17 protein-coding genes and 1 tRNA gene are annotated in these 17,036 nt (G+C 41.7%); 5 read left to right on the top strand and 13 right to left on the bottom strand.

Translation table 11 applies throughout. The features are described 5' to 3' along the window. Position 1 precedes the first annotated feature (1 nt). The 3 genes from frr to V7K48_RS28080 all read right to left on the bottom strand — a co-directional run bounded on the left by frr (position 2) and on the right by V7K48_RS28080 (position 1,891). A complete protein-coding gene (gene frr, locus V7K48_RS28090) occupies positions 2–550 on the bottom strand; it encodes a ribosome recycling factor (protein WP_335077505.1) in 549 nt (182 codons plus the stop codon). Beyond that, positions 537–1,265: a UMP kinase gene (gene pyrH / locus V7K48_RS28085; protein ID WP_335077503.1), complete on the bottom strand. Its 729-nt coding sequence runs from the start codon at positions 1,263–1,265 to the stop codon at positions 537–539. The genes frr and pyrH overlap by 14 nt, the downstream gene beginning before the upstream one ends. 71 nt (positions 1,266–1,336) lie before the next feature. Beyond that, on the bottom strand, positions 1,337–1,891 hold the full coding sequence (locus V7K48_RS28080; protein WP_335077501.1) for a thioredoxin family protein: 555 nt from the start codon (positions 1,889–1,891) through the stop codon (positions 1,337–1,339). 468 nt (positions 1,892–2,359) lie between these two features. Between V7K48_RS28080 and V7K48_RS28075 the strand changes: the two genes are divergently transcribed. After that, a complete protein-coding gene (locus V7K48_RS28075; RefSeq protein WP_335077499.1) occupies positions 2,360–3,259 on the top strand; it encodes an alpha/beta fold hydrolase in 900 nt (299 codons plus the stop codon). Between the two features lie 111 nt (positions 3,260–3,370). Here V7K48_RS28075 and V7K48_RS28070 read toward each other — a convergent pair whose 3' ends face one another. Further along, positions 3,371–4,126 (bottom strand): hypothetical protein, encoded by a 756-nt coding sequence (locus tag V7K48_RS28070; protein WP_335077497.1) that lies wholly within the window; start codon positions 4,124–4,126, stop codon positions 3,371–3,373. Between the two features lie 132 nt (positions 4,127–4,258). Continuing rightward, entirely contained in the window at positions 4,259–4,960 is a 702-nt protein-coding gene (locus V7K48_RS28065) for a diacylglycerol/polyprenol kinase family protein (protein WP_335077495.1), read from the bottom strand. 60 nt (positions 4,961–5,020) lie between these two features. Between V7K48_RS28065 and yidD the strand changes: the two genes are divergently transcribed. The 3 genes from yidD (at position 5,021) to ychF (ending at position 6,763) form a co-directional block, all read left to right on the top strand. Beyond that, positions 5,021–5,284, top strand: coding sequence for a membrane protein insertion efficiency factor YidD (gene yidD, locus V7K48_RS28060; protein WP_335077493.1), 264 nt, complete (start codon positions 5,021–5,023; stop codon positions 5,282–5,284). Between the two features lie 114 nt (positions 5,285–5,398). After that, a complete protein-coding gene (locus tag V7K48_RS28055; RefSeq protein WP_335077491.1) occupies positions 5,399–5,626 on the top strand; it encodes a hypothetical protein in 228 nt (75 codons plus the stop codon). 45 nt (positions 5,627–5,671) lie between these two features. Then, positions 5,672–6,763, top strand: coding sequence for a redox-regulated ATPase YchF (gene ychF, locus V7K48_RS28050; RefSeq protein ID WP_335077489.1), 1,092 nt, complete (start codon positions 5,672–5,674; stop codon positions 6,761–6,763). 10 nt (positions 6,764–6,773) lie between these two features. Here ychF and V7K48_RS28045 read toward each other — a convergent pair whose 3' ends face one another. The 6 genes from V7K48_RS28045 to hisG all read right to left on the bottom strand — a co-directional run bounded on the left by V7K48_RS28045 (position 6,774) and on the right by hisG (position 14,671). Further along, positions 6,774–6,974, bottom strand: coding sequence for a hypothetical protein (locus tag V7K48_RS28045; protein ID WP_335077487.1), 201 nt, complete (start codon positions 6,972–6,974; stop codon positions 6,774–6,776). A gap of 150 nt (positions 6,975–7,124) precedes the next feature. Beyond that, a complete protein-coding gene (locus V7K48_RS28040; protein ID WP_335077485.1) occupies positions 7,125–8,036 on the bottom strand; it encodes a hypothetical protein in 912 nt (303 codons plus the stop codon). A gap of 146 nt (positions 8,037–8,182) precedes the next feature. Then, positions 8,183–10,483, bottom strand: a complete 2,301-nt coding sequence (locus V7K48_RS28035; protein ID WP_335077483.1) for a hybrid sensor histidine kinase/response regulator — start codon at positions 10,481–10,483, stop codon at positions 8,183–8,185. 5 nt (positions 10,484–10,488) lie between these two features. Further along, on the bottom strand, positions 10,489–10,914 hold the full coding sequence (locus tag V7K48_RS28030) for a response regulator (RefSeq protein ID WP_335077480.1): 426 nt from the start codon (positions 10,912–10,914) through the stop codon (positions 10,489–10,491). A gap of 17 nt (positions 10,915–10,931) precedes the next feature. After that, positions 10,932–13,514 carry a GAF domain-containing protein gene (locus V7K48_RS28025; RefSeq protein WP_335077478.1) on the bottom strand — a complete coding sequence of 861 codons (2,583 nt, stop codon included), beginning with the start codon at positions 13,512–13,514 and terminating at the stop codon, positions 10,932–10,934. Between the two features lie 512 nt (positions 13,515–14,026). Next, the gene (gene hisG / locus V7K48_RS28020) at positions 14,027–14,671 is read right to left on the bottom strand and encodes an ATP phosphoribosyltransferase (RefSeq protein WP_335077476.1); all 645 of its coding nucleotides are present in this window, start codon (positions 14,669–14,671) and stop codon (positions 14,027–14,029) included. Positions 14,672–14,747: 76 nt separating this feature from the next. On the opposite strand from hisG, the gene rppA reads away from it, so the two are divergent. Continuing rightward, positions 14,748–15,443 carry a two-component system response regulator RppA gene (gene rppA / locus V7K48_RS28015; RefSeq protein WP_335077474.1) on the top strand — a complete coding sequence of 232 codons (696 nt, stop codon included), beginning with the start codon at positions 14,748–14,750 and terminating at the stop codon, positions 15,441–15,443. A 392-nt stretch (positions 15,444–15,835) separates the two neighbouring features. Here the strand turns inward: rppA and V7K48_RS28010 are convergent, their stop codons facing one another. Together V7K48_RS28010 and V7K48_RS28005 are read right to left on the bottom strand one after the other, a co-directional pair. Then, positions 15,836–16,600 carry a hypothetical protein gene (locus V7K48_RS28010; protein ID WP_335077472.1) on the bottom strand — a complete coding sequence of 255 codons (765 nt, stop codon included), beginning with the start codon at positions 16,598–16,600 and terminating at the stop codon, positions 15,836–15,838. 305 nt (positions 16,601–16,905) lie between these two features. Then, positions 16,906–16,977 (bottom strand) — tRNA-Lys (locus tag V7K48_RS28005). Positions 16,978–17,036 lie beyond the last annotated feature (59 nt).

The following is a 17,036-nucleotide window of genomic DNA, read 5'->3' as shown; positions in this document are numbered from 1 at the left end:
TTTAAACAGTCGTGATGTCTTTTTCTTTTTCTGCCAGAAATTCGTCTATTCTAGCGGTGTATTTGTTTGTCAGTTTTTGTAGTTTGTCTTGCTGATCCCGGGCTTCATCTTCAGAAATTTCAGTATTTTTTTCCTGTTTGCGAATGGCGTCTATAGCATCGCGGCGGATGTTGCGAATAGCAACACGACCCTCTTCAGCATACTTAGATGCCATTTTGACGAATTCTTTCCGGCGATCGCTTGTTAAGGGCGGAATATTCAGCCGAATCACGGAACCATCATTGCTGGGGGTTAAACCGACATCAGATAAAGAAATCGCTTTTTCGACTATATTTAAACTGCTGCGATCATAGGGTTGAATTAAGATCGTCGTCGCATCCGGTGTGCTGATATTTGCCAGTGATTTAAGGGATGTGGGCGAACCATAATAGTCCACCAATACCTTATCTAATAGACTCGCATTGGCGCGACCAGTGCGAATTGTGTTAAAAGCTCGTTGAGTCGCCTCAACGGTCTTTTGCATCGTACTCTCAGCTTCAGCTAATTTCACAAGAACCTCCCACAAGGGTGCCGATGGATTCTCCCAAGACTGCTCGGTGGATGTTTCCTCGCACCGTTAGGTCAAATACCAGAATTGGGATATTATTTTCTTTACACAAGGCGATCGCAGTACTATCCATCACCCGCAAATCTTTGGCTAAAACGTGTGCGTAGGTGAGGCTATTGTAACGCTTGGCGTCAGGATAAATATGAGGATCAGCATCATATACTCCGTCTACTTTGGTGGCTTTAAAAATCACTTCCGCATCAATTTCTGCGGCTCTCAATGCCGCAGTGGTGTCTGTAGTAAAGAAGGGATTTCCAGAACCAGCACCAAAAATTACCACCCGTCCTTTTTCAAGATGGCGGATGGCACGACGACGGATATACGGTTCTGCTAATTCTTGCATTGCGATCGCAGTTTGCACCCGCGTCTGTACCCCTATACGTTCCAGCGAATCTTGCAGCGTCATGGCATTCATTACCGTGGCAATCATTCCGATATAGTCAGCGGTTGCCCTGTCCATCCCCGCCGACGCCGCTTTGACGCCACGAAAAATATTGCCGCCGCCAACAACGATGGCGATTTGAACGCCAGTGGCGATCACCTCTGCTAATTCTTGTGCTATTCCTTTGACCACTTCTGGATCAATGCCATAGCCCATGTTGCCCATTAAGGCTTCACCGCTCAGTTTGAGTAAAACCCGTCGGTAATTCGTTCCCATGAAGTTATGCTTTATCAAAAAAGTTGCAATTGCCTCCAATTTAAGATAGCAGTTACAGGGACTATCTATGTCTAGTTACGCCAAATCAATGTAGTACCTATTGGTTCTGTTTGTGGTATATCTATTTCTTCACCAAGAAACAGAGAAGCGATCGCAGTTCTCAAATAATCCTTTCCCACCGATGATCGGTCTTGGGGGTGATTGTCAATTTGACCTTTGTAGCGTACTATACCATTAGTATCTATAAGAAAGGCCATTGGTGTTTTTGTGGCACCAAAACTGCGGGTCACATCTTGGGTGGAGTCCCACAGGTAAGGGAAATTCAACTGATGACGCAGGGCAAAAGCTTTCATATTTTCAAAGCTTGACCTAGTGTCGCGATCACCATTACTACCATTCATGCCAATTAGTGTGAAGCCTTCTGGGGCAAATTCGGCTTGAATATTTTTTAACCTGTCTAGATACCACTCCACATAAGGACAGTGGTTACACATGGAAATGACGCCGACTGCTCGGAACTTCTCAAGATAACGCCTGAGATGGTGTACTTGATCATCAATTCCTGGCAATTCAAAATCTGGTGCATAGCTCCCAACAGGAGTATCAATTGTTTCTAATATATTCATGCTTTCTGGCTCGCAGAACTAGGAACAAGAAAAATATTGTTAAATTCAGTGTCAGTTTCCAGTTGCAAACCACCCCTTAGCCGATGCCTCATATTCGACAATTTTATAGACTTGTATTGGCTCTCGTAAATTGTGAAACTACTGAATCTAGCACTGATGCTAATTCGCTCACATTTAAAAATAGCGAAAATATTACTCACATTGCAGAAGTTATGATTTTTAATCCTGACATAATCTAAGTTGTGAGTAAATTACCTCTATCAACAAGATGAAAACTCTCTATGCTGGATAAAACTATCAGCTTGATGCTAGTGTTATCAGCCTAGAAGCTTTCTCGGTGTACGTCTAAGCTATCACTAGATCAAAGGACTTACTTTGAAAATTTGATAAATTTTATTCAGATTTAAAACAATTTTGCTTGCACCTTGTTGCTGAAAAGCTTTTACCCTTGTTTTTATCAATTTTCCTATGACAACCTCAAGTTCAAAAACAACACTTACTTCTACAAAAACCTGGATTTGGCAAGATTTCTCTATCTGCTATCAAACCCAAGGAACTACTGGGCCAGCTGTTGTCCTCGTGCATGGATTTGGTGCTTCTTGGTGGCACTGGCAGAAAAATATTCCCGTGATAGCACAAAATTGCCGTGTTTATGCTATAGATTTGATTGGTTTTGGCGGTTCCGCAAAACCTCAACCTGGTGAAAAAATTGCCTATACACTAGAAACCTGGGGACAACAAGTGGCAGATTTTTGTCGCGAAGTTGTCGGTGAGCCAGCTTTTTTAGTCGGAAATTCCATTGGCTGTATTGTAGCCATGCAAGCAGTAGTAAGCAACCCAGATATTGCCTTAGGAGTTGCTTTGCTCAACTGTTCTTTACGACTGTTGCACGATCGCAAACGGGTAACTTTACCTTGGTCTCGTCGTTTCGGAGCGCCTCTACTACAACGCCTGTTATCTATCAAACCAGTTGGCGATTTCTTTTTCAATCAACTCGCCAAACCGAAAACAGTGCGAAAAATTCTGCTGCAAGCTTATGCGAATGCTGAGATGGTGACAGATAAATTGGTAGATATTCTCACTTCACCAGCAAGTGATCCGGGGGCTGGAGCTGTTTTCCTGGCTTTTACTTCTTATTCCACAGGGCCTCTACCTGAAGAACTTTTGCCACTTTTAGCTTGTCCTGTGATTATCTTGTGGGGAACGGCTGATCCGTGGGAACCAATTAAGTTAGGGAGAGAATTAGCTAACTTTCCCCAAGTAGAAAAGTTTATTGCTTTAGAGGGAGTGGGGCATTGTCCGCAGGATGAAGCACCAGAGTTAGTCAATCCGATTTTACTCGATTGGATTTTGGAGCGATCGCGGTAATAGACAAGGATTCAATTTTCAATAATGGCTTAGACAATGACCGCGATATTGGGCATTGGCTTTGGTTAGGTGTTGGGAAATGTTTAAGTGGTTGGATAGATGAAAGGTTGGTTAGTTTTGAATACCATACTTTTGAAACATCACAAATGCTTGGTAACATACACGCTCCAACATTTGTTGGCTTGCCTTAGATTCAACTTTAACTACTATCCGTGTTTCTTTTCCGCTTTGATTAGTTACAAACCATTTTAGAGAAGTATCCGTCCTAAGTTCACCCTTATTTGTTTCACAGGACTCGGTGAGGGCTTTATTAACTCTGCTAGTTACATTTCCTGTGAACTTGTAAGTAAACTCCGTAGCTTCTCCATAACCTACAAAATGAGCCGATGATAAATCTAAAGATAGTGTTTCACCTGCTGAAGTTTTACCAATGGCCACCCAAGGTGAATATTTAGAGGAAGTTTGAGAATCTGGTTTAGAACTCCCTAGCTGACAAACTTTCTTTAATAAAGATTGACTCCCAGTAGAATCTGCTTTTATTTCAATTGCTCCTGTAAAATTTCCATTTGTATCAATAGAGTCAACTAACCATTCTGATTTACCTAATACTTTTCCTTCAATACAACTACCAGTACTTCCTATGTGTTCGCGTGTTTCTTTATCGTCAGTTATTCGGTAAGAAAACCACAGCCAGTTACCTGCATGAGCTTTTGTTTCAACCGAACTAATATTTAGAGATAAAATACTACCGCTACTAGTCTTACCCATTGTCAGCCAAGGCGAATAGTGTGATGCTTCCGCTTTAACAGATAAATTTGCAAGAATCACAGTAGATACGATCGCTGATAAGGCTAATTTTTTAAACATACATAAAAGTAGTAAAACTATCCTTAAGTTCTACCTACTGAGTAAAAAATATTGTAGCCGTGTAACTACCAGAACATTTATGAAAACTCGCTAAAGAGCGATCGCTATGCAAGTTATACGCGTGACAGCTTACTAATTCAAAACTAACTGACTCAAAAAGAAAGCAAGTGCTGCACTGCCTAAAGGAACTGTCAAATTGTCAATACCCAAAAATGAAACAGCTTCTAAAGCCGTAGCTATAACTGCTACCACGAGTGATACTGCCCAAGTTTGCCAACTGTTTCCTTGAGTTCCAATTAAAATCAAACTACTGACGAGATAGCTAACGAGCATCATAGTTAGGGAGCCTTCCCAACTTTTTTCTGTCCCAAAAACTTTATACTTGTGTTTACCAAAGCGCTGCCCAATTAAGGCTGCTAGTCCATCTCCCCAAGTCATGATCAAAATTCCTAGTGCTGCGTATTGAGGTTGTTGCAAATACCAAAACCAGGCAACTAAAATACCGAAACTGATAGAGTAAAAAAAAGTCCCTAAACTTTGGCGTCCAACGCTATTAATACCAGGAAGAATGGGCAATCGGTAGGATAATAAGGTAATTACACTCGCTAAAATGGAAGCTGTAATCCCTACACTGGCGGGAATCTCGAGCCACCAAGCGATTAAAATCACATTCCCAGTGCCAATATGAACTATCTTCCGCACGATTTCTGGCTTGTCAGCGAAGCGGTTTACCACCCATGCAATCAGGAGGATGAGTAACACCCAAATTGCAGCCGACGCAATTTGCAGCCATAAAATCGGAATTGAGGTGAAGTCAGAAAATGTAATTAACAAAGATGCAACAAATGAAAATTTTTACCTCTGTTACTAATTTATAAGATTTAGGTAACTGAAATGAAATTATTATTGATTTGGATGATTCGCGGCTATCGAATGTTTATCTCCCCATTGTTTCTCCCGACTTGTCGCTTTCAACCAACTTGTTCGATGTATGCTATTCAAGCCATTGAACGATTTGGTGTGTTGCGTGGTGGGTGGATGGCAACTCGGCGGATTTTGCGCTGTCATCCGTTTCATCCAGGTGGTTACGATCCAGTGCCAGAGTTAGTAGAAAAGCAGAGGGGCAGGGGGGCAGAGGAGCAGAGGGGAAATAACTAATACCCAACGCCCAAATTAAAGGAATTGTCACTGGGTGTAGCCACTTAGGGAGATGTCAACAGATGAGGTTGTCATCTACTTTAAGAAGGTTGAATAATTTAATTTAGACTTACCATGATTAATCCCATTGCGATTTCTATACCCGAACCACAAATTCCTACTCCTGGGCCGAGTCCGCTACCGAGTCCCAATCCTGAACCGAACCCGCTACCGAGTCCTGAACCTGTACCGGGGCCAGCTATACCCCAACCTCTACCGGGGCCTGTACCAGAACCAGTACCCGCTCCGATTCCTCAAACAGTACCTGCTCCCATTCCCCAAACCATACCGGAACCTGTTTGAATTACCTTGGTAGTGTAATCCAAAATCCCAAATCTAAAATCCAAAATGCTAAGAGCCGGAATTGTCGGACTTCCCAACGTCGGAAAATCTACTTTATTTAATGCTGTAGTTGCTAATGCTAAAGCAGAAGCAGCTAACTTCCCTTTTTGCACGATTGAACCGAATGTCGGCGTTGTCGCAGTACCGGATGAACGGTTAAATGTTCTTGCTAAGATTGCCAGTTCGGCACAAATTATCCCGGCGCGGGTTGAATTTGTGGATATTGCCGGTTTAGTTAAAGGTGCAAGTCAGGGTGAGGGACTAGGGAATCAATTCCTGTCCCACATCCGGGAAGTTGATGCGATCGTCCATGTGGTACGTTGTTTTGAGAATGACGATATTATCCACGTTGCTGGTTCTGTTGACCCAGCCCGAGATATCGAAATCATTAATATAGAACTGGGTTTATCAGATTTATCACAAATTGAGCGGCGAATTGACCGCACTCGCAAACAAGCTCGTACCAGCAAAGATGCACAGTTTGAAGTCTCAGTCTTAGAAAAATTAGCTGCGGCTTTAAATGAAGGTAAATCGGTGCGTCAGGTGAGCTTGAATGAAGAAGAAGCAGAAATTATCAAAGGACTGGAACTGCTCACTTATAAACCAATTATCTATGCGGCCAATGTATCTGAGGATGAGTTGGCAACCGGTAATGATTTTGTGGAAACAGTGCGGCAAATTGCAGCAACAGAAAATGCCCAAGTTGTCATTGTTTCTGCCCAAGTTGAAGCTGAATTAGTGGAATTACTAGAGTCAGATAAAGCTGATTTCCTCGCATCTTTAGGTGTGGAAGAAGGCGGTTTGAAAGCATTAATTCGTGCAACTTACATGCTTCTAGGCTTACGGACATATTTTACCTGCGGCCCCAAAGAAACCCGTGCTTGGACAATTAATGCCGGAATGTCTGCACCTCAAGCTGCTGGTGTAATCCATAGTGATTTTGAGCGGGGATTTATTCGCGCCGAAACTGTCGCTTATAAAGATTTGGTAACAACTGGTTCGATGAATGCTGCGAAGGAGAAAGGGTTGGTTCGTAGTGAAGGGAAAGAGTATGTTGTGCAGGAAGGGGATGTAATGTTGTTCCGATTTAATGTGTAGAGGTAATTAATCACTGACCGTTATCAATAAGATAATGGTCACCTACACCAAGTTGCGATCGCCCTAAAACATTGACAAAATCTTCAAAATATAAAATACCGTTATTAAAAGCTGGTTTATTTGCGGTCGCAAATAAACCAGCTTTTCTCAAAATTCTAAAATCTCGGCTTAACTGTTTGACAACTAGTTTTTTATAAGTCTTGGGGTTCATGATTATTTCCAAAGAATTGGTATCAGTATAAATCTTGCTTACTAGATGCTACTCCTAAATCTTAGTTTTGATCTGTACCTTTAAACCTTTATCAGGTCTAGAAAAAACGATGATTGTCGCCCTCTGAGTTTCTCTAGCAAGCAGCATTGTTCAACTACTTCCACCCACAATGTATACATAGGAACCCAAATTCTCGTCATCTGTACCAACCACTACACCGCCTTCTGCACCGGGAACAAGTTCTATACCTTCAATTTTGTGGTAATTAGAGCGGTAGAAGGGAACAAGTTGAGGATTTTGCCGCCATGCAATTTTGTCACCATGCAATCCCAGATAACCAGCGACATACACAGCTGACTGAAATGGCCCATCATCTCCGGCATCACTTGCTGAGGTGATGTACACAATTCCTACGGGGTCTACCTTAATATCTGAAATATGACGCACGTTGCCAGATGGAAACGGTACTTTCAGATTGGCAGAACCTGCGAGAGTAATTTGATATTTAGCCAAGTCAAATATTCCCCAAAAAATAGTTGCTGGTTGTTCTCCTTCACCGCGATGTCCCCAAATAGCAACTAATTTGCCGTCTATATTTTGTAATCCAAATGCTTCAAAATTATTTCCTTGAATAATTCCTGGAAGATTGAATTCCTTGAGAACCGAGATGGTCTTATTACCAGGCTCTAATCTGATGCAATAAGCTTTTCCAGTACTGCTTAAAGCAATAAAAAAGGATTTTGTTTTCTTTGGAACAGATGTTAAAGCTTCTAAGTCGATGGGCAATTCTGTGTTACTTGGCCAGTTCAATGGGAAATATTCAGGTTGGTTCTTACCCTTAATGCTGATGATTGCTAAACGACCTTGGTTTTTTTGTTTGTTGTCATGGACAATCAGAAAATTCAGCGTATTGCTTTGCTGCTCTATCAAAGCTATACCACTGATACCGAAAGGGATACCACCGCGAACCGGACGCCAATCTTGTGCCCAAACTTGCACAGATATGACTAACAATGCTCCCAAGACTACTATATTGATAATTAACTTGAGAAACCGAGGCATATTGATTTAGCCAGCGTTGTAAGATATCGGTAAGAGAAATGTATTAACCGAGGCTCAATCATATCAAATCCAGGCAATTCGCACCCACATCAATAAAGCAGTCTTTTGTTCTTACGGCTATCAGGTTGCTGATGTCATTACTTAACTCACGATAGTACTTTCTGTAAAGAAAGCAATAATTCGTTGACAGTATAGGGCTTGGACAAAAACGTATTCACACCAATGGCAGCTACTGCATTTAACTTATTGTCTGACATAAGTCCACTGCTGGCAATAATTCTGACTTTGGGGTTGATTTTTTGCATAGTACGGATGGCAGTTAAACCATCCAGCGAGGGCAGCATAATGTCTATCAGTACGGCACTAATTTTATCCCTATTTTGAGCGTATAGCGCGATCGCCTCAATGCCATCACTGGCAATTATGGTTTTGTAGTTGTGAGCTTCCAATGATATTCTGGTAATCTCTTGAATGGCAGTTTCATCATCCACAACCAAAATCAATTCTCCATGTCCTGTCTGTGGTGGCATATCTTCAAGGCTGAGTGTTTCCATTCCCTCCACTGCTGGCAAGTAAACCTTAAAGCTAGTGCCACTTTCCGGTTCGCTATACACGGTTACAAAACCTCCGTGACTTTTAATAATCCCAAGTACAGTGGAAAGTCCTAATCCTGTGCCTTTTCCGACATCTTTTGTGGTAAAGAATGGCTCAAAAATTCTATCTAAGATTTCTCTAGGAATTCCAACTCCAGTATCAAAGACAGTAATCACTATGTAAGGCCCCTCTTTAGCTTCCAGATTCATCCGGGCATAATTTTCGTCAATCAACAGATTCTCGGCAGAGATACTCAAACTACCGCCATTGCCCATAGCATCGCGGGCGTTAACGCAGAGGTTCATCAGTACTTGATGCAGTTGGGTGCTATCTCCAGAAACCATCCACAAATCTTGCGGTACATCAGTGATAACTTCTATGGATTTGGGAAATGTCTCTTTGAGAATTTTGGCAAGTTCCACTATCAAATGCCTGAGTTGCAAAGTGATCCGCTTCCCTTCTACACCTCGCGCAAAGGACAGCACTTGTTTGACTAAATCAGCGCCGCGTCTAGCGTTGATTTCCAAAATCTCCAGTAGATGGCGAGTCCGCTCATCTACATTGGGAAATTTCAGTGGTAATAGTTGCGCTCCTGCCAAAATCGGTGTCAGGATATTGTTCAGGTCGTGAGCAATGCCACTAGCTAGAGTGCCAATACTTTCCAGGCGTTGAGCACGAAACAATTGGGCTTCTAAGAGTTTTTTCTCGGTAATATCTGTGTCAACGGTGAGAATTGATTTGGGTTTGCCTTGTTCATCGCATACCAGACTCCAGCGACTAGCAACAAGGATTTCTTTGTCAGTTTTAGTAAGTTTAGTTAACTCACCTTGCCACTTACCTTTACTAATAACTTGCAACAGAGCCGCTTCGATTTCCGGTGAAGGTTCATCAAACAAAAGCTCACTAGCATTTTTACCCCAAGCCTCTGTAGCTCGCCACCCGAAAAGTGTTTCTGCGCCTTTATTCCAAAAGATAATTTGATTGTTTAAATCTCGCACACAAATGGCATCTGTGGTGACATCAAGTAATGCTGCTTGTTCACGGATTTTTTCTTGTGCCAATTTGCGATCGCGTAGCGCAGCTTGCTGTTCGCGTAGCGCCGCTTGCTGTTCGCTAATATCGATACTGGCACAAGTCACACCAACAACTTCTTGCGACTCATTCCGCAATGGCTCGACAGTTAAGTCGTAATATCGAGTTGTATCTTTGATTGTAATTGATACTTCCTCTCGCGTTCCGATGCCAGTGGTTAGCACCCCACGTTTAATTGTAATTAAACGTTGAGCATCTTCGGCTGGGATGATATCTAAGTCTTGTTTGCCCAATATTTCCTCAACCGTCAATCCATAGGAGGGATTGTAAACCCAGGTGTAGCGTAACTCCCTATCTTGGTTGTAGACAAAGATTGGAGAGTTTTTCAGGGCAACCCGAAATCGTTCCTCACTCTGTCGCAGTGCGTTGTCTGCCCGTTGACGCTCGATCGCATAACGCATTGAGCGCACCAGCAAATCGCCAGTTACTTGCCCTTTCACCAAATAATCCTGCGCTCCTTGCTGCATTGCCCTAATTGCCAGGGTTTCATCGTCTATACCCGTAAGCACAATTATCGGAGTGGCTTTTGCCTGATTATGAGTGATCACAAAGGTTTCCAGTCCCTGGCCATCTGGCAGCGAGAGGTCTAACAAAATTACATCAAAAATTTCCTTTGCTAGGTAGTTGAGTGCTTCCGAAAGCCGCACAACAGGCATCAAATCAACTACAACTGTAGTAACTTCCTTTAAAAACTCCTGTAATAAAAAGACATCACCAGGGTTATCTTCTACTAATAAAACTTTAATATTTGTACCTGCCATTTTCATTACTCCGGTGGCAGTTTTACGATCGCAAACCAAAAATTTTCTATTGATTGGACAATTTTAACGAATTGATCGAAATCTACTGGCTTAGTTATATAACAGTTTGCAGATAAATTATAAGCTTTGAGGATGTCTTCTTGAGCTTGGGAAGTCGTGAGGACGACTACAGGAATTCTTTTGAGGTTTTCATCTCCTTTAATTTCTGCCAGTACCTCCCGCCCATCTTTTCTGGGCAGGTTGAAATCGAGCAACACAATATCTGGATGGGCTGCTTTGACATATTTTTCCTGTTTTCGCAAGAATGCCATTGCCTCTACACCATCTTCGACTACATTCAAGTGGATTGGGATTTTGCTATCTTCTAGGGCGATCCGTGTGAGTTGGGCATCGCCAGGATTGTCTTCTACTAACAAAACCTGAATAGGCATAATCCCTCTTATGGTGCTTATGATTGCTTAATATCTCTATCTGGAATTGTGAAGTAGAAAGTCGAGCCTTGATCCGGTTTCGACTCAACCCAAATCCGGCCGCCGTGGCGTTCTATAATTTTTTTACAAATTGCTAGACCAATTCCAGTACCGGGATACTTACCTCTACCATGCAAGCGCTGAAAAATTATAAAAATTCGTTCAGCATACTGGGATTCTAAACCAATAGCATTATCACGCACCCAGAATAACCATTCATCTGCCGACGGGATAACATTTAAACTTTCCCGATCTAGATTTGCACCTGGCTTTGCTACTCCAATGTGAATTCGTGGCTGCTGATGACGGCAAAATTTGATTGCGTTGGCGATCAGGTTTTGAAATACTTGTGTCAGTTGGGTAGCATCAGCCATTACTTCAGGTAGAGGATCATGAGTGACAACTGCTTTACTATCGGCAATCGCCAGTTGAAGATTAGCGATCGCCCCCTGTAAAACAACATTACAATCAACTAGTATAAATGGCTGTCCCCGACTGCTGACATGGGAATAGTTCAACAAATCGTTGATTAGCGTCTGCATCCGCCGGGCCCCATCTACTGCATAGGTGATAAACTGATCAGCATTCGCATCCAGTTGATTTTTATATTTTCGCTCAAGCAATTGTAAATAACTCGTGACCATCCGCAACGGCTCTTGCAAGTCATGGGAAGCCACATAGGCAAACTGTTCCAATTCTGCATTGGAACGGGCAAGCTCCTGACTTTGGCGGGTTTCTTGTTCTAATAGTTGCGCTTGAGATAAAGCAATCCCAATTTGGTTACCTAGTTGCTGTAACAACTCCGTCTCAAAGTTATTCCACTGTCGAGGTGCGGCACACTGATGAGCCACTAACAAGCCCCAAATACCTTCCCTGACAAGAATCGGCACTACGAGGTTAGCCCTGACAGCAAATTGCTGAAGAAATTCTCGATGACATGGTTGGATATGAGCAGCTTCAATGTCTTCAATGGCACTGATTCTTCCTTGGCGATATCTTTCTAGGTATTCTGCTTTAAAGCAGGGGTCGAAAATATTTTCTCCTAGAATTACCCGCCAACCAGGCAGCACCGCCTCTTGCACCACTGTTCCCGAACCATCAGGCCACAGTTGAAAAATAAAAACTCGGTCAGCTTGTAATAGTTTTTGTACCTCAGTAACCGTAGTTTGAAGAATTTCGTCTATTTGTAAAGATTCTCGAATTTTCAGGGTGATTTCGGCAAATAGTTGCGATCGCAGATTCTGCTGCTTTAATTCCTCTTCTACCCGCTTGCGTAAGCGAAGCTCGTCGTAGACATCTGTGATATCAGTATAAGAACCTACCATCCGCACTATATCACCCAATGCGTCCCAAAGTGCCTGTCCTCGATCTAGAATCCACTTATAGCTGCCGTCTTGGCACTGGACTCGATATTCACAAACGTAAAACGGTGTTTTCTTGGCAAAGTGGTCTTGGAAAGCTTGAAGTACCCTATCTCGCTCATCGGGATGGATTCGTTTTGTCCATTCATCCCAATCGTGGGAAACTTCGTGGTCTTTATAGCCGAGCATTTCCTTCCACTGAGTTGAGAAGAACACTTCATTAGTCTTCAGGTTCCAGTCCCAAATACCATCATTATTACCATGTAATGCTAATTGCCAGCGTTCTTCACTCTCTCGTAGTGCTTCTGCTGTTTTCCGTCGTTCAGTAATGTCTTGGAAATAAACAGACAAGCCGTCTTTTGCAGGATAGGCGTGGATTTGAAGCCAGCACTTCTGTGGCGGATAAAACTCCTCAAATTCCACACTCACCTGTTCTAAGATTGCCCTGTGATACTCACGATGGAATGTTGTGCCGATGATTTCTGGAAACACCTGCCAAATGTTTTTACCCAAAAGCTCATACTGAGTTTTTTGCAAAAGCCGTTCTGCTTGACCATTAATGTAGGTGAATCGCCACTTTTTATCTAGGGCAAAAAAACCATCAGTGATGCTTTCGAGCAAATTAGCAATGCGGGTTCTGGCGGCTTCAGACTGGGCGTGGGCTGCTTGCTCGTGTGCCAATAGTTTCTCAGTAATTTGAGATACTTCAGCTACATGACTCCTGAGTTCTAGTTGGTCGATTACCAGGCGACTCAGAGCTACAAGCGCCTCTATTTGTTTTTGACTCAATTGTCGTGGAACTTGGTCAATTACACACAGAGTTCCTAGCATATCTCCCTTCGGGGTAATCAGGGGTACACCTGCATAAAACCGCACATAGGGATAGCCAGTTACTACCGGATTATTGGCCAATTTTTCATCAGCTAAGGTATCCAAAACCACTACAACGTTACGCTGCTCTTGGCAAAGGTAAGAGAACCCAACACTCCGGGGCATTTCTGATACATCTAAACCGACTTTTGCCTTAAACCATTGACGGTTTTCATCAATGAAATTTACCAAGGATATGGGAGTGCCACAAATAGATGCCGCTAATTGAGCCAGATTGTCGTAGGCTTCTTCGGGTTCAGTGTCAAGAATTTGATACTGCCGCAGCGCTTCTAGCCTCGCCACTTCTGTATCAATGTGTCCAGCTTTCATTAACTTTTATTAAACAATCTAAATATAATATTCAGTTAAGAGCGTGGCTATCTCAAGAATAGCTTAACCTTTTTTAATAATTGTTAGTCTTTTCCTCGCCTCTAGCTGTTCAGGGAAGTCTGTTAAATTTTGTCAAAATGCCAAATCCACATTATTATTGTTGAGATTCAACATCTGCGTAATTTTGCAAGAAAAAGAGTGATATAAAACTAAAGCAAAACATCTCTGCTTTAAATAAGAAAAGTAAACGAAGCTAAAACCCTTTTCCCTCCTGCCTCTTGCCTTCTGCCTTATCCCAACGATAATTATTTACGCTGACTTACTTACCAATTTACAAAAACTGTATTAGGACTAGCCCTTTCAAAGTGAACGTTTGTACTATGAAATAAATCGTATTTTAACCCAATTTTGGTATTTTGGCTCAGGCGATAATTCTTTGTTCAATTCCAGCCGATGCCTGAAATGCCGTAAAAACCCTGATAGTACATATGCTCACCTTAAAAAGGTTACTGTTAAACCCCTACCAAAACGACTGACCGCAGCTTGGCTATCACATCACTTAGATTACCCGTGTTCAGGCGGTAATTCAGAGGATGGGCAATTAACCGCGCTGTGCTTTCATACAGAGTAGCGATTTCAATCAAACCATTTTCGCGCAAAGTCCGCCCTGTGGAAACCAAATCCACGATCGCTTCTGACATTCCAGTAATCGGGCCTAATTCTACTGAACCATACAATGGCACTATTTCCACAGGTAAATCCAGATTGTGGAAATATTCACGAGCGCAATTTACATACTTGGAAGCAACTCTACCATGCGGTGATAAATCTAAAGGCGATCGGTAAGAACTAGATGCTTTTACCGCCACCGACATCCGACAATGTCCAAACTGCAAATCCATCAAGTGGGCAACTTGCGGCTGCTTCTCCCGCAGCACATCGTAACCAACAATACCCAGTTGTGCTTGACCATATTCCACATAAACGGGTACATCCTGCGCCCGCACCAGCAAAGCTTTCGCTTGTCCCTTAGTGTCAAAAATTTGAAGTTGGCGATTTCCTGAATCTAAAAAAGCACTAAAGTCTAATCCCACGGATTGTAGCAGGCGGATGCTATTTTTAAGTAGTTCCCCTTTTGGCAATGCAACAGTCAGCATTCTTTTTCTTAGTATCCTTAGCGTCCCAGCAGTTGAATAATATTAAGAATATCTCTATATGCTTACCACAAGCAGGATGAGAATTTTATTAGTTGATGATGAAGTTGAACTAACTGAACCCCTGAGTCGCTTATTAACTCGCGAGGGTTACACTGTGGATGCCACTTACGATGGCACAAGTGGCAGCGAACATGCACAAGTAGGCAGTTATGATCTACTAATTTTAGATTGGATGCTGCCAGGAAAAACGGGGTTAGAGATTTGTCAACAATTGCGACGCCAAGGCAAAACCACTCCCGTACTGTTTCTCACAGCCAAGGATACTCTAAATGACCGTGTACAAGGTTTAGATGCTGGTGCTGACGACTATTTGGTTAAACCTTTTGAACTGCAGGAGTTATTAGCCAGAGTCCGTGCTTTATTGCGTCGTTCCGGTTCCCAAACCTATGAAACCACTACCGGACGCCTAACTGTCGCTGATTTAGAACTCGATTGTGAAAATCAAGTAGCCTATCGCCAAGGACGAATAATTGAGCTATCGCAAAAAGAAAGCCAGTTGTTGCAATATTTTATGGAACATACTGGACAACTAATGACTCATGCCCAGATTATGCAAAATTTGTGGCAAGAAGAACAACCCAATAGTAATGCGATCGCGGCATTAATTCGTTTGCTGCGTCGTAAGATTGAGGTAGGTAGAGAAACTGCGCTGATTCACACAGTCTACGGCAAAGGCTATCGTTTCGGTGCTTCCTCAGTGGAGTTAGTTTAGCTGCCTACTTCCAACTCATAATGATTCGGTTCATTGGTAGGAGAATCATTGATATTTTTCAATCTTTGCGACTTTAATTCCTGTCGAAGTTTATTGTAGAGGGAGACAAATAATTGAACCATCAATTTCTAACTGAGTCTCAGCCATAAAAATTATTTTATGGTAAGCGCAATAATTCTAAAGCCCTTCTATTACAGATTCAAATTTGCTTCTGTCCATACAATTTAGTAAAATTCCCTTGTTATCACTATAAGCTGAGTATTATTACTTGACTTGTGCCTCTGGGGATTCACTCTATACAATTAGGGAGTATTGGTTCAATCCTTTCTCTCCGTAATAATTACACATCGTATAGCTTAAGTAGTGCAATTTTATATTGATTTATATACTTGTTAGACTTCTAAATCTGGTAAGTCTACAAAATACCTTATGAATTTTTCTGGAGGGAATTCAATTGAGTTTTTCAACTTTTCCTCAATTTCTTGAATAGCTCTATAAAAATACAAAAATGCATCATCATTGTAAAATGACAAAAGAAGCTCATGGTGATTTTGAAAATTAAAACTACTAGGTTTTTTAATAATCTTTGCACAAGATAGTCTGTTAAATGCCTTTTGCAGTGGATTGGAGTCCAGCGTTAGTTCTCCATCAATCGTAGAGGTATAACCATCAACATTATTCATTTTAAATTCTAGAAATAAATTGCGTCCATGGCCAAATAGATTACGTAGTGAAGCCACAGCAATTAAATCTTCATTAAGTTCTTTACCTATTAATTGACTTAACTTTTTCTCAAATATTCTATTGTAAAGCTCAATAAGCTTATTAAGAGGTGCATTTTCAGTTTCATTTTCAATTACCGAAATAAGTTCTAAAAGAGATTCAACAACAATTTTTTGGTCACACAAACAGGGGATATCATTTTCCATATAATTAATTGGGGGAATATTATCCCACGGCATTAAGCTTTTTATGGAAAAAAGTCTTGCATTAATGGCTGAAGATAGGATGCTCTCAATATGTCCACAAATCGTTAAATAAAAAAACTGATAAAATCCCCGTTTTTCTGTTTCTTCTAATTCTTTATGCGTATCCCAAGCACGAGCAATATAAGCTGTATTAGAACGGGAAGTTGAAATAAAACTTCGTGCTGTCATAATTTAGCAAGAGCCTCATATAGAAAAGTTTTAATAGAGACAAAAGTCCCATTTTGTCATTTAAGTATAATTCTAAGCCAGTGATTTATAGTTTTTGGGCTAAAAGTATAAATCAAATTCCCTTAAAGTCACATTTTAACTGTGCAGTGGACACGCTAAATATTCCACTGGACAGTAGACGTTTTTGTTTAAATTAGTCAAAGCTTCAGTGGCGTTTATCCTTGAGCAATGCGGCTTTGAGAGGTCGCCGCAAACTCAATTTAGTCAAGATTTAGTCAAAGATAAATTTAGAGAGCTGGAAAGGATGGGTGACGAGGGATTTGAACCCGCAACCAATAGATTAAGAGTCTACTGCTCTACCGTTGAGCTAGTCACCCACACGAATAACAATCATAGCAGACTTCTGGCAATTTAACTAGTGCCACGCCCAAAAAAG

This window comes from Nostoc sp. (assembly GCF_036919615.1).
Lineage (GTDB): Bacteria > Cyanobacteriota > Cyanobacteriia > Cyanobacteriales > Nostocaceae > Nostoc.
Note: the sequence above shows the minus strand (reverse complement) of the source record. Positions and strands in the feature narration are given on the sequence as shown.

Bases quoted from the DNA above. Each gene is read 5' to 3' on its own strand.
- pyrH (WP_335077503.1), bottom strand. From the start codon at position 1,265: ATGGGAACGAATTACCGACGGGTTTTACTCAAACTGAGCGGTGAAGCC.
- V7K48_RS28080 (WP_335077501.1), bottom strand. From the start codon at position 1,891: ATGAATATATTAGAAACAATTGATACTCCTGTTGGGAGCTATGCACCA.
- V7K48_RS28075 (WP_335077499.1), top strand. From the start codon at position 2,360: ATGACAACCTCAAGTTCAAAAACAACACTTACTTCTACAAAAACCTGG.
- V7K48_RS28070 (WP_335077497.1), bottom strand. From the start codon at position 4,126: ATGTTTAAAAAATTAGCCTTATCAGCGATCGTATCTACTGTGATTCTT.
- yidD (WP_335077493.1), top strand. From the start codon at position 5,021: ATGAAATTATTATTGATTTGGATGATTCGCGGCTATCGAATGTTTATC.
- V7K48_RS28055 (WP_335077491.1), top strand. From the start codon at position 5,399: ATGATTAATCCCATTGCGATTTCTATACCCGAACCACAAATTCCTACT.
- ychF (WP_335077489.1), top strand. From the start codon at position 5,672: ATGCTAAGAGCCGGAATTGTCGGACTTCCCAACGTCGGAAAATCTACT.
- V7K48_RS28045 (WP_335077487.1), bottom strand. From the start codon at position 6,974: ATGAACCCCAAGACTTATAAAAAACTAGTTGTCAAACAGTTAAGCCGA.
- V7K48_RS28040 (WP_335077485.1), bottom strand. From the start codon at position 8,036: ATGCCTCGGTTTCTCAAGTTAATTATCAATATAGTAGTCTTGGGAGCA.
- V7K48_RS28035 (WP_335077483.1), bottom strand. From the start codon at position 10,483: ATGGCAGGTACAAATATTAAAGTTTTATTAGTAGAAGATAACCCTGGT.
- V7K48_RS28030 (WP_335077480.1), bottom strand. From the start codon at position 10,914: ATGCCTATTCAGGTTTTGTTAGTAGAAGACAATCCTGGCGATGCCCAA.
- V7K48_RS28025 (WP_335077478.1), bottom strand. From the start codon at position 13,514: ATGAAAGCTGGACACATTGATACAGAAGTGGCGAGGCTAGAAGCGCTG.
- hisG (WP_335077476.1), bottom strand. From the start codon at position 14,671: ATGCTGACTGTTGCATTGCCAAAAGGGGAACTACTTAAAAATAGCATC.
- rppA (WP_335077474.1), top strand. From the start codon at position 14,748: ATGAGAATTTTATTAGTTGATGATGAAGTTGAACTAACTGAACCCCTG.
- V7K48_RS28010 (WP_335077472.1), bottom strand. From the start codon at position 16,600: ATGACAGCACGAAGTTTTATTTCAACTTCCCGTTCTAATACAGCTTAT.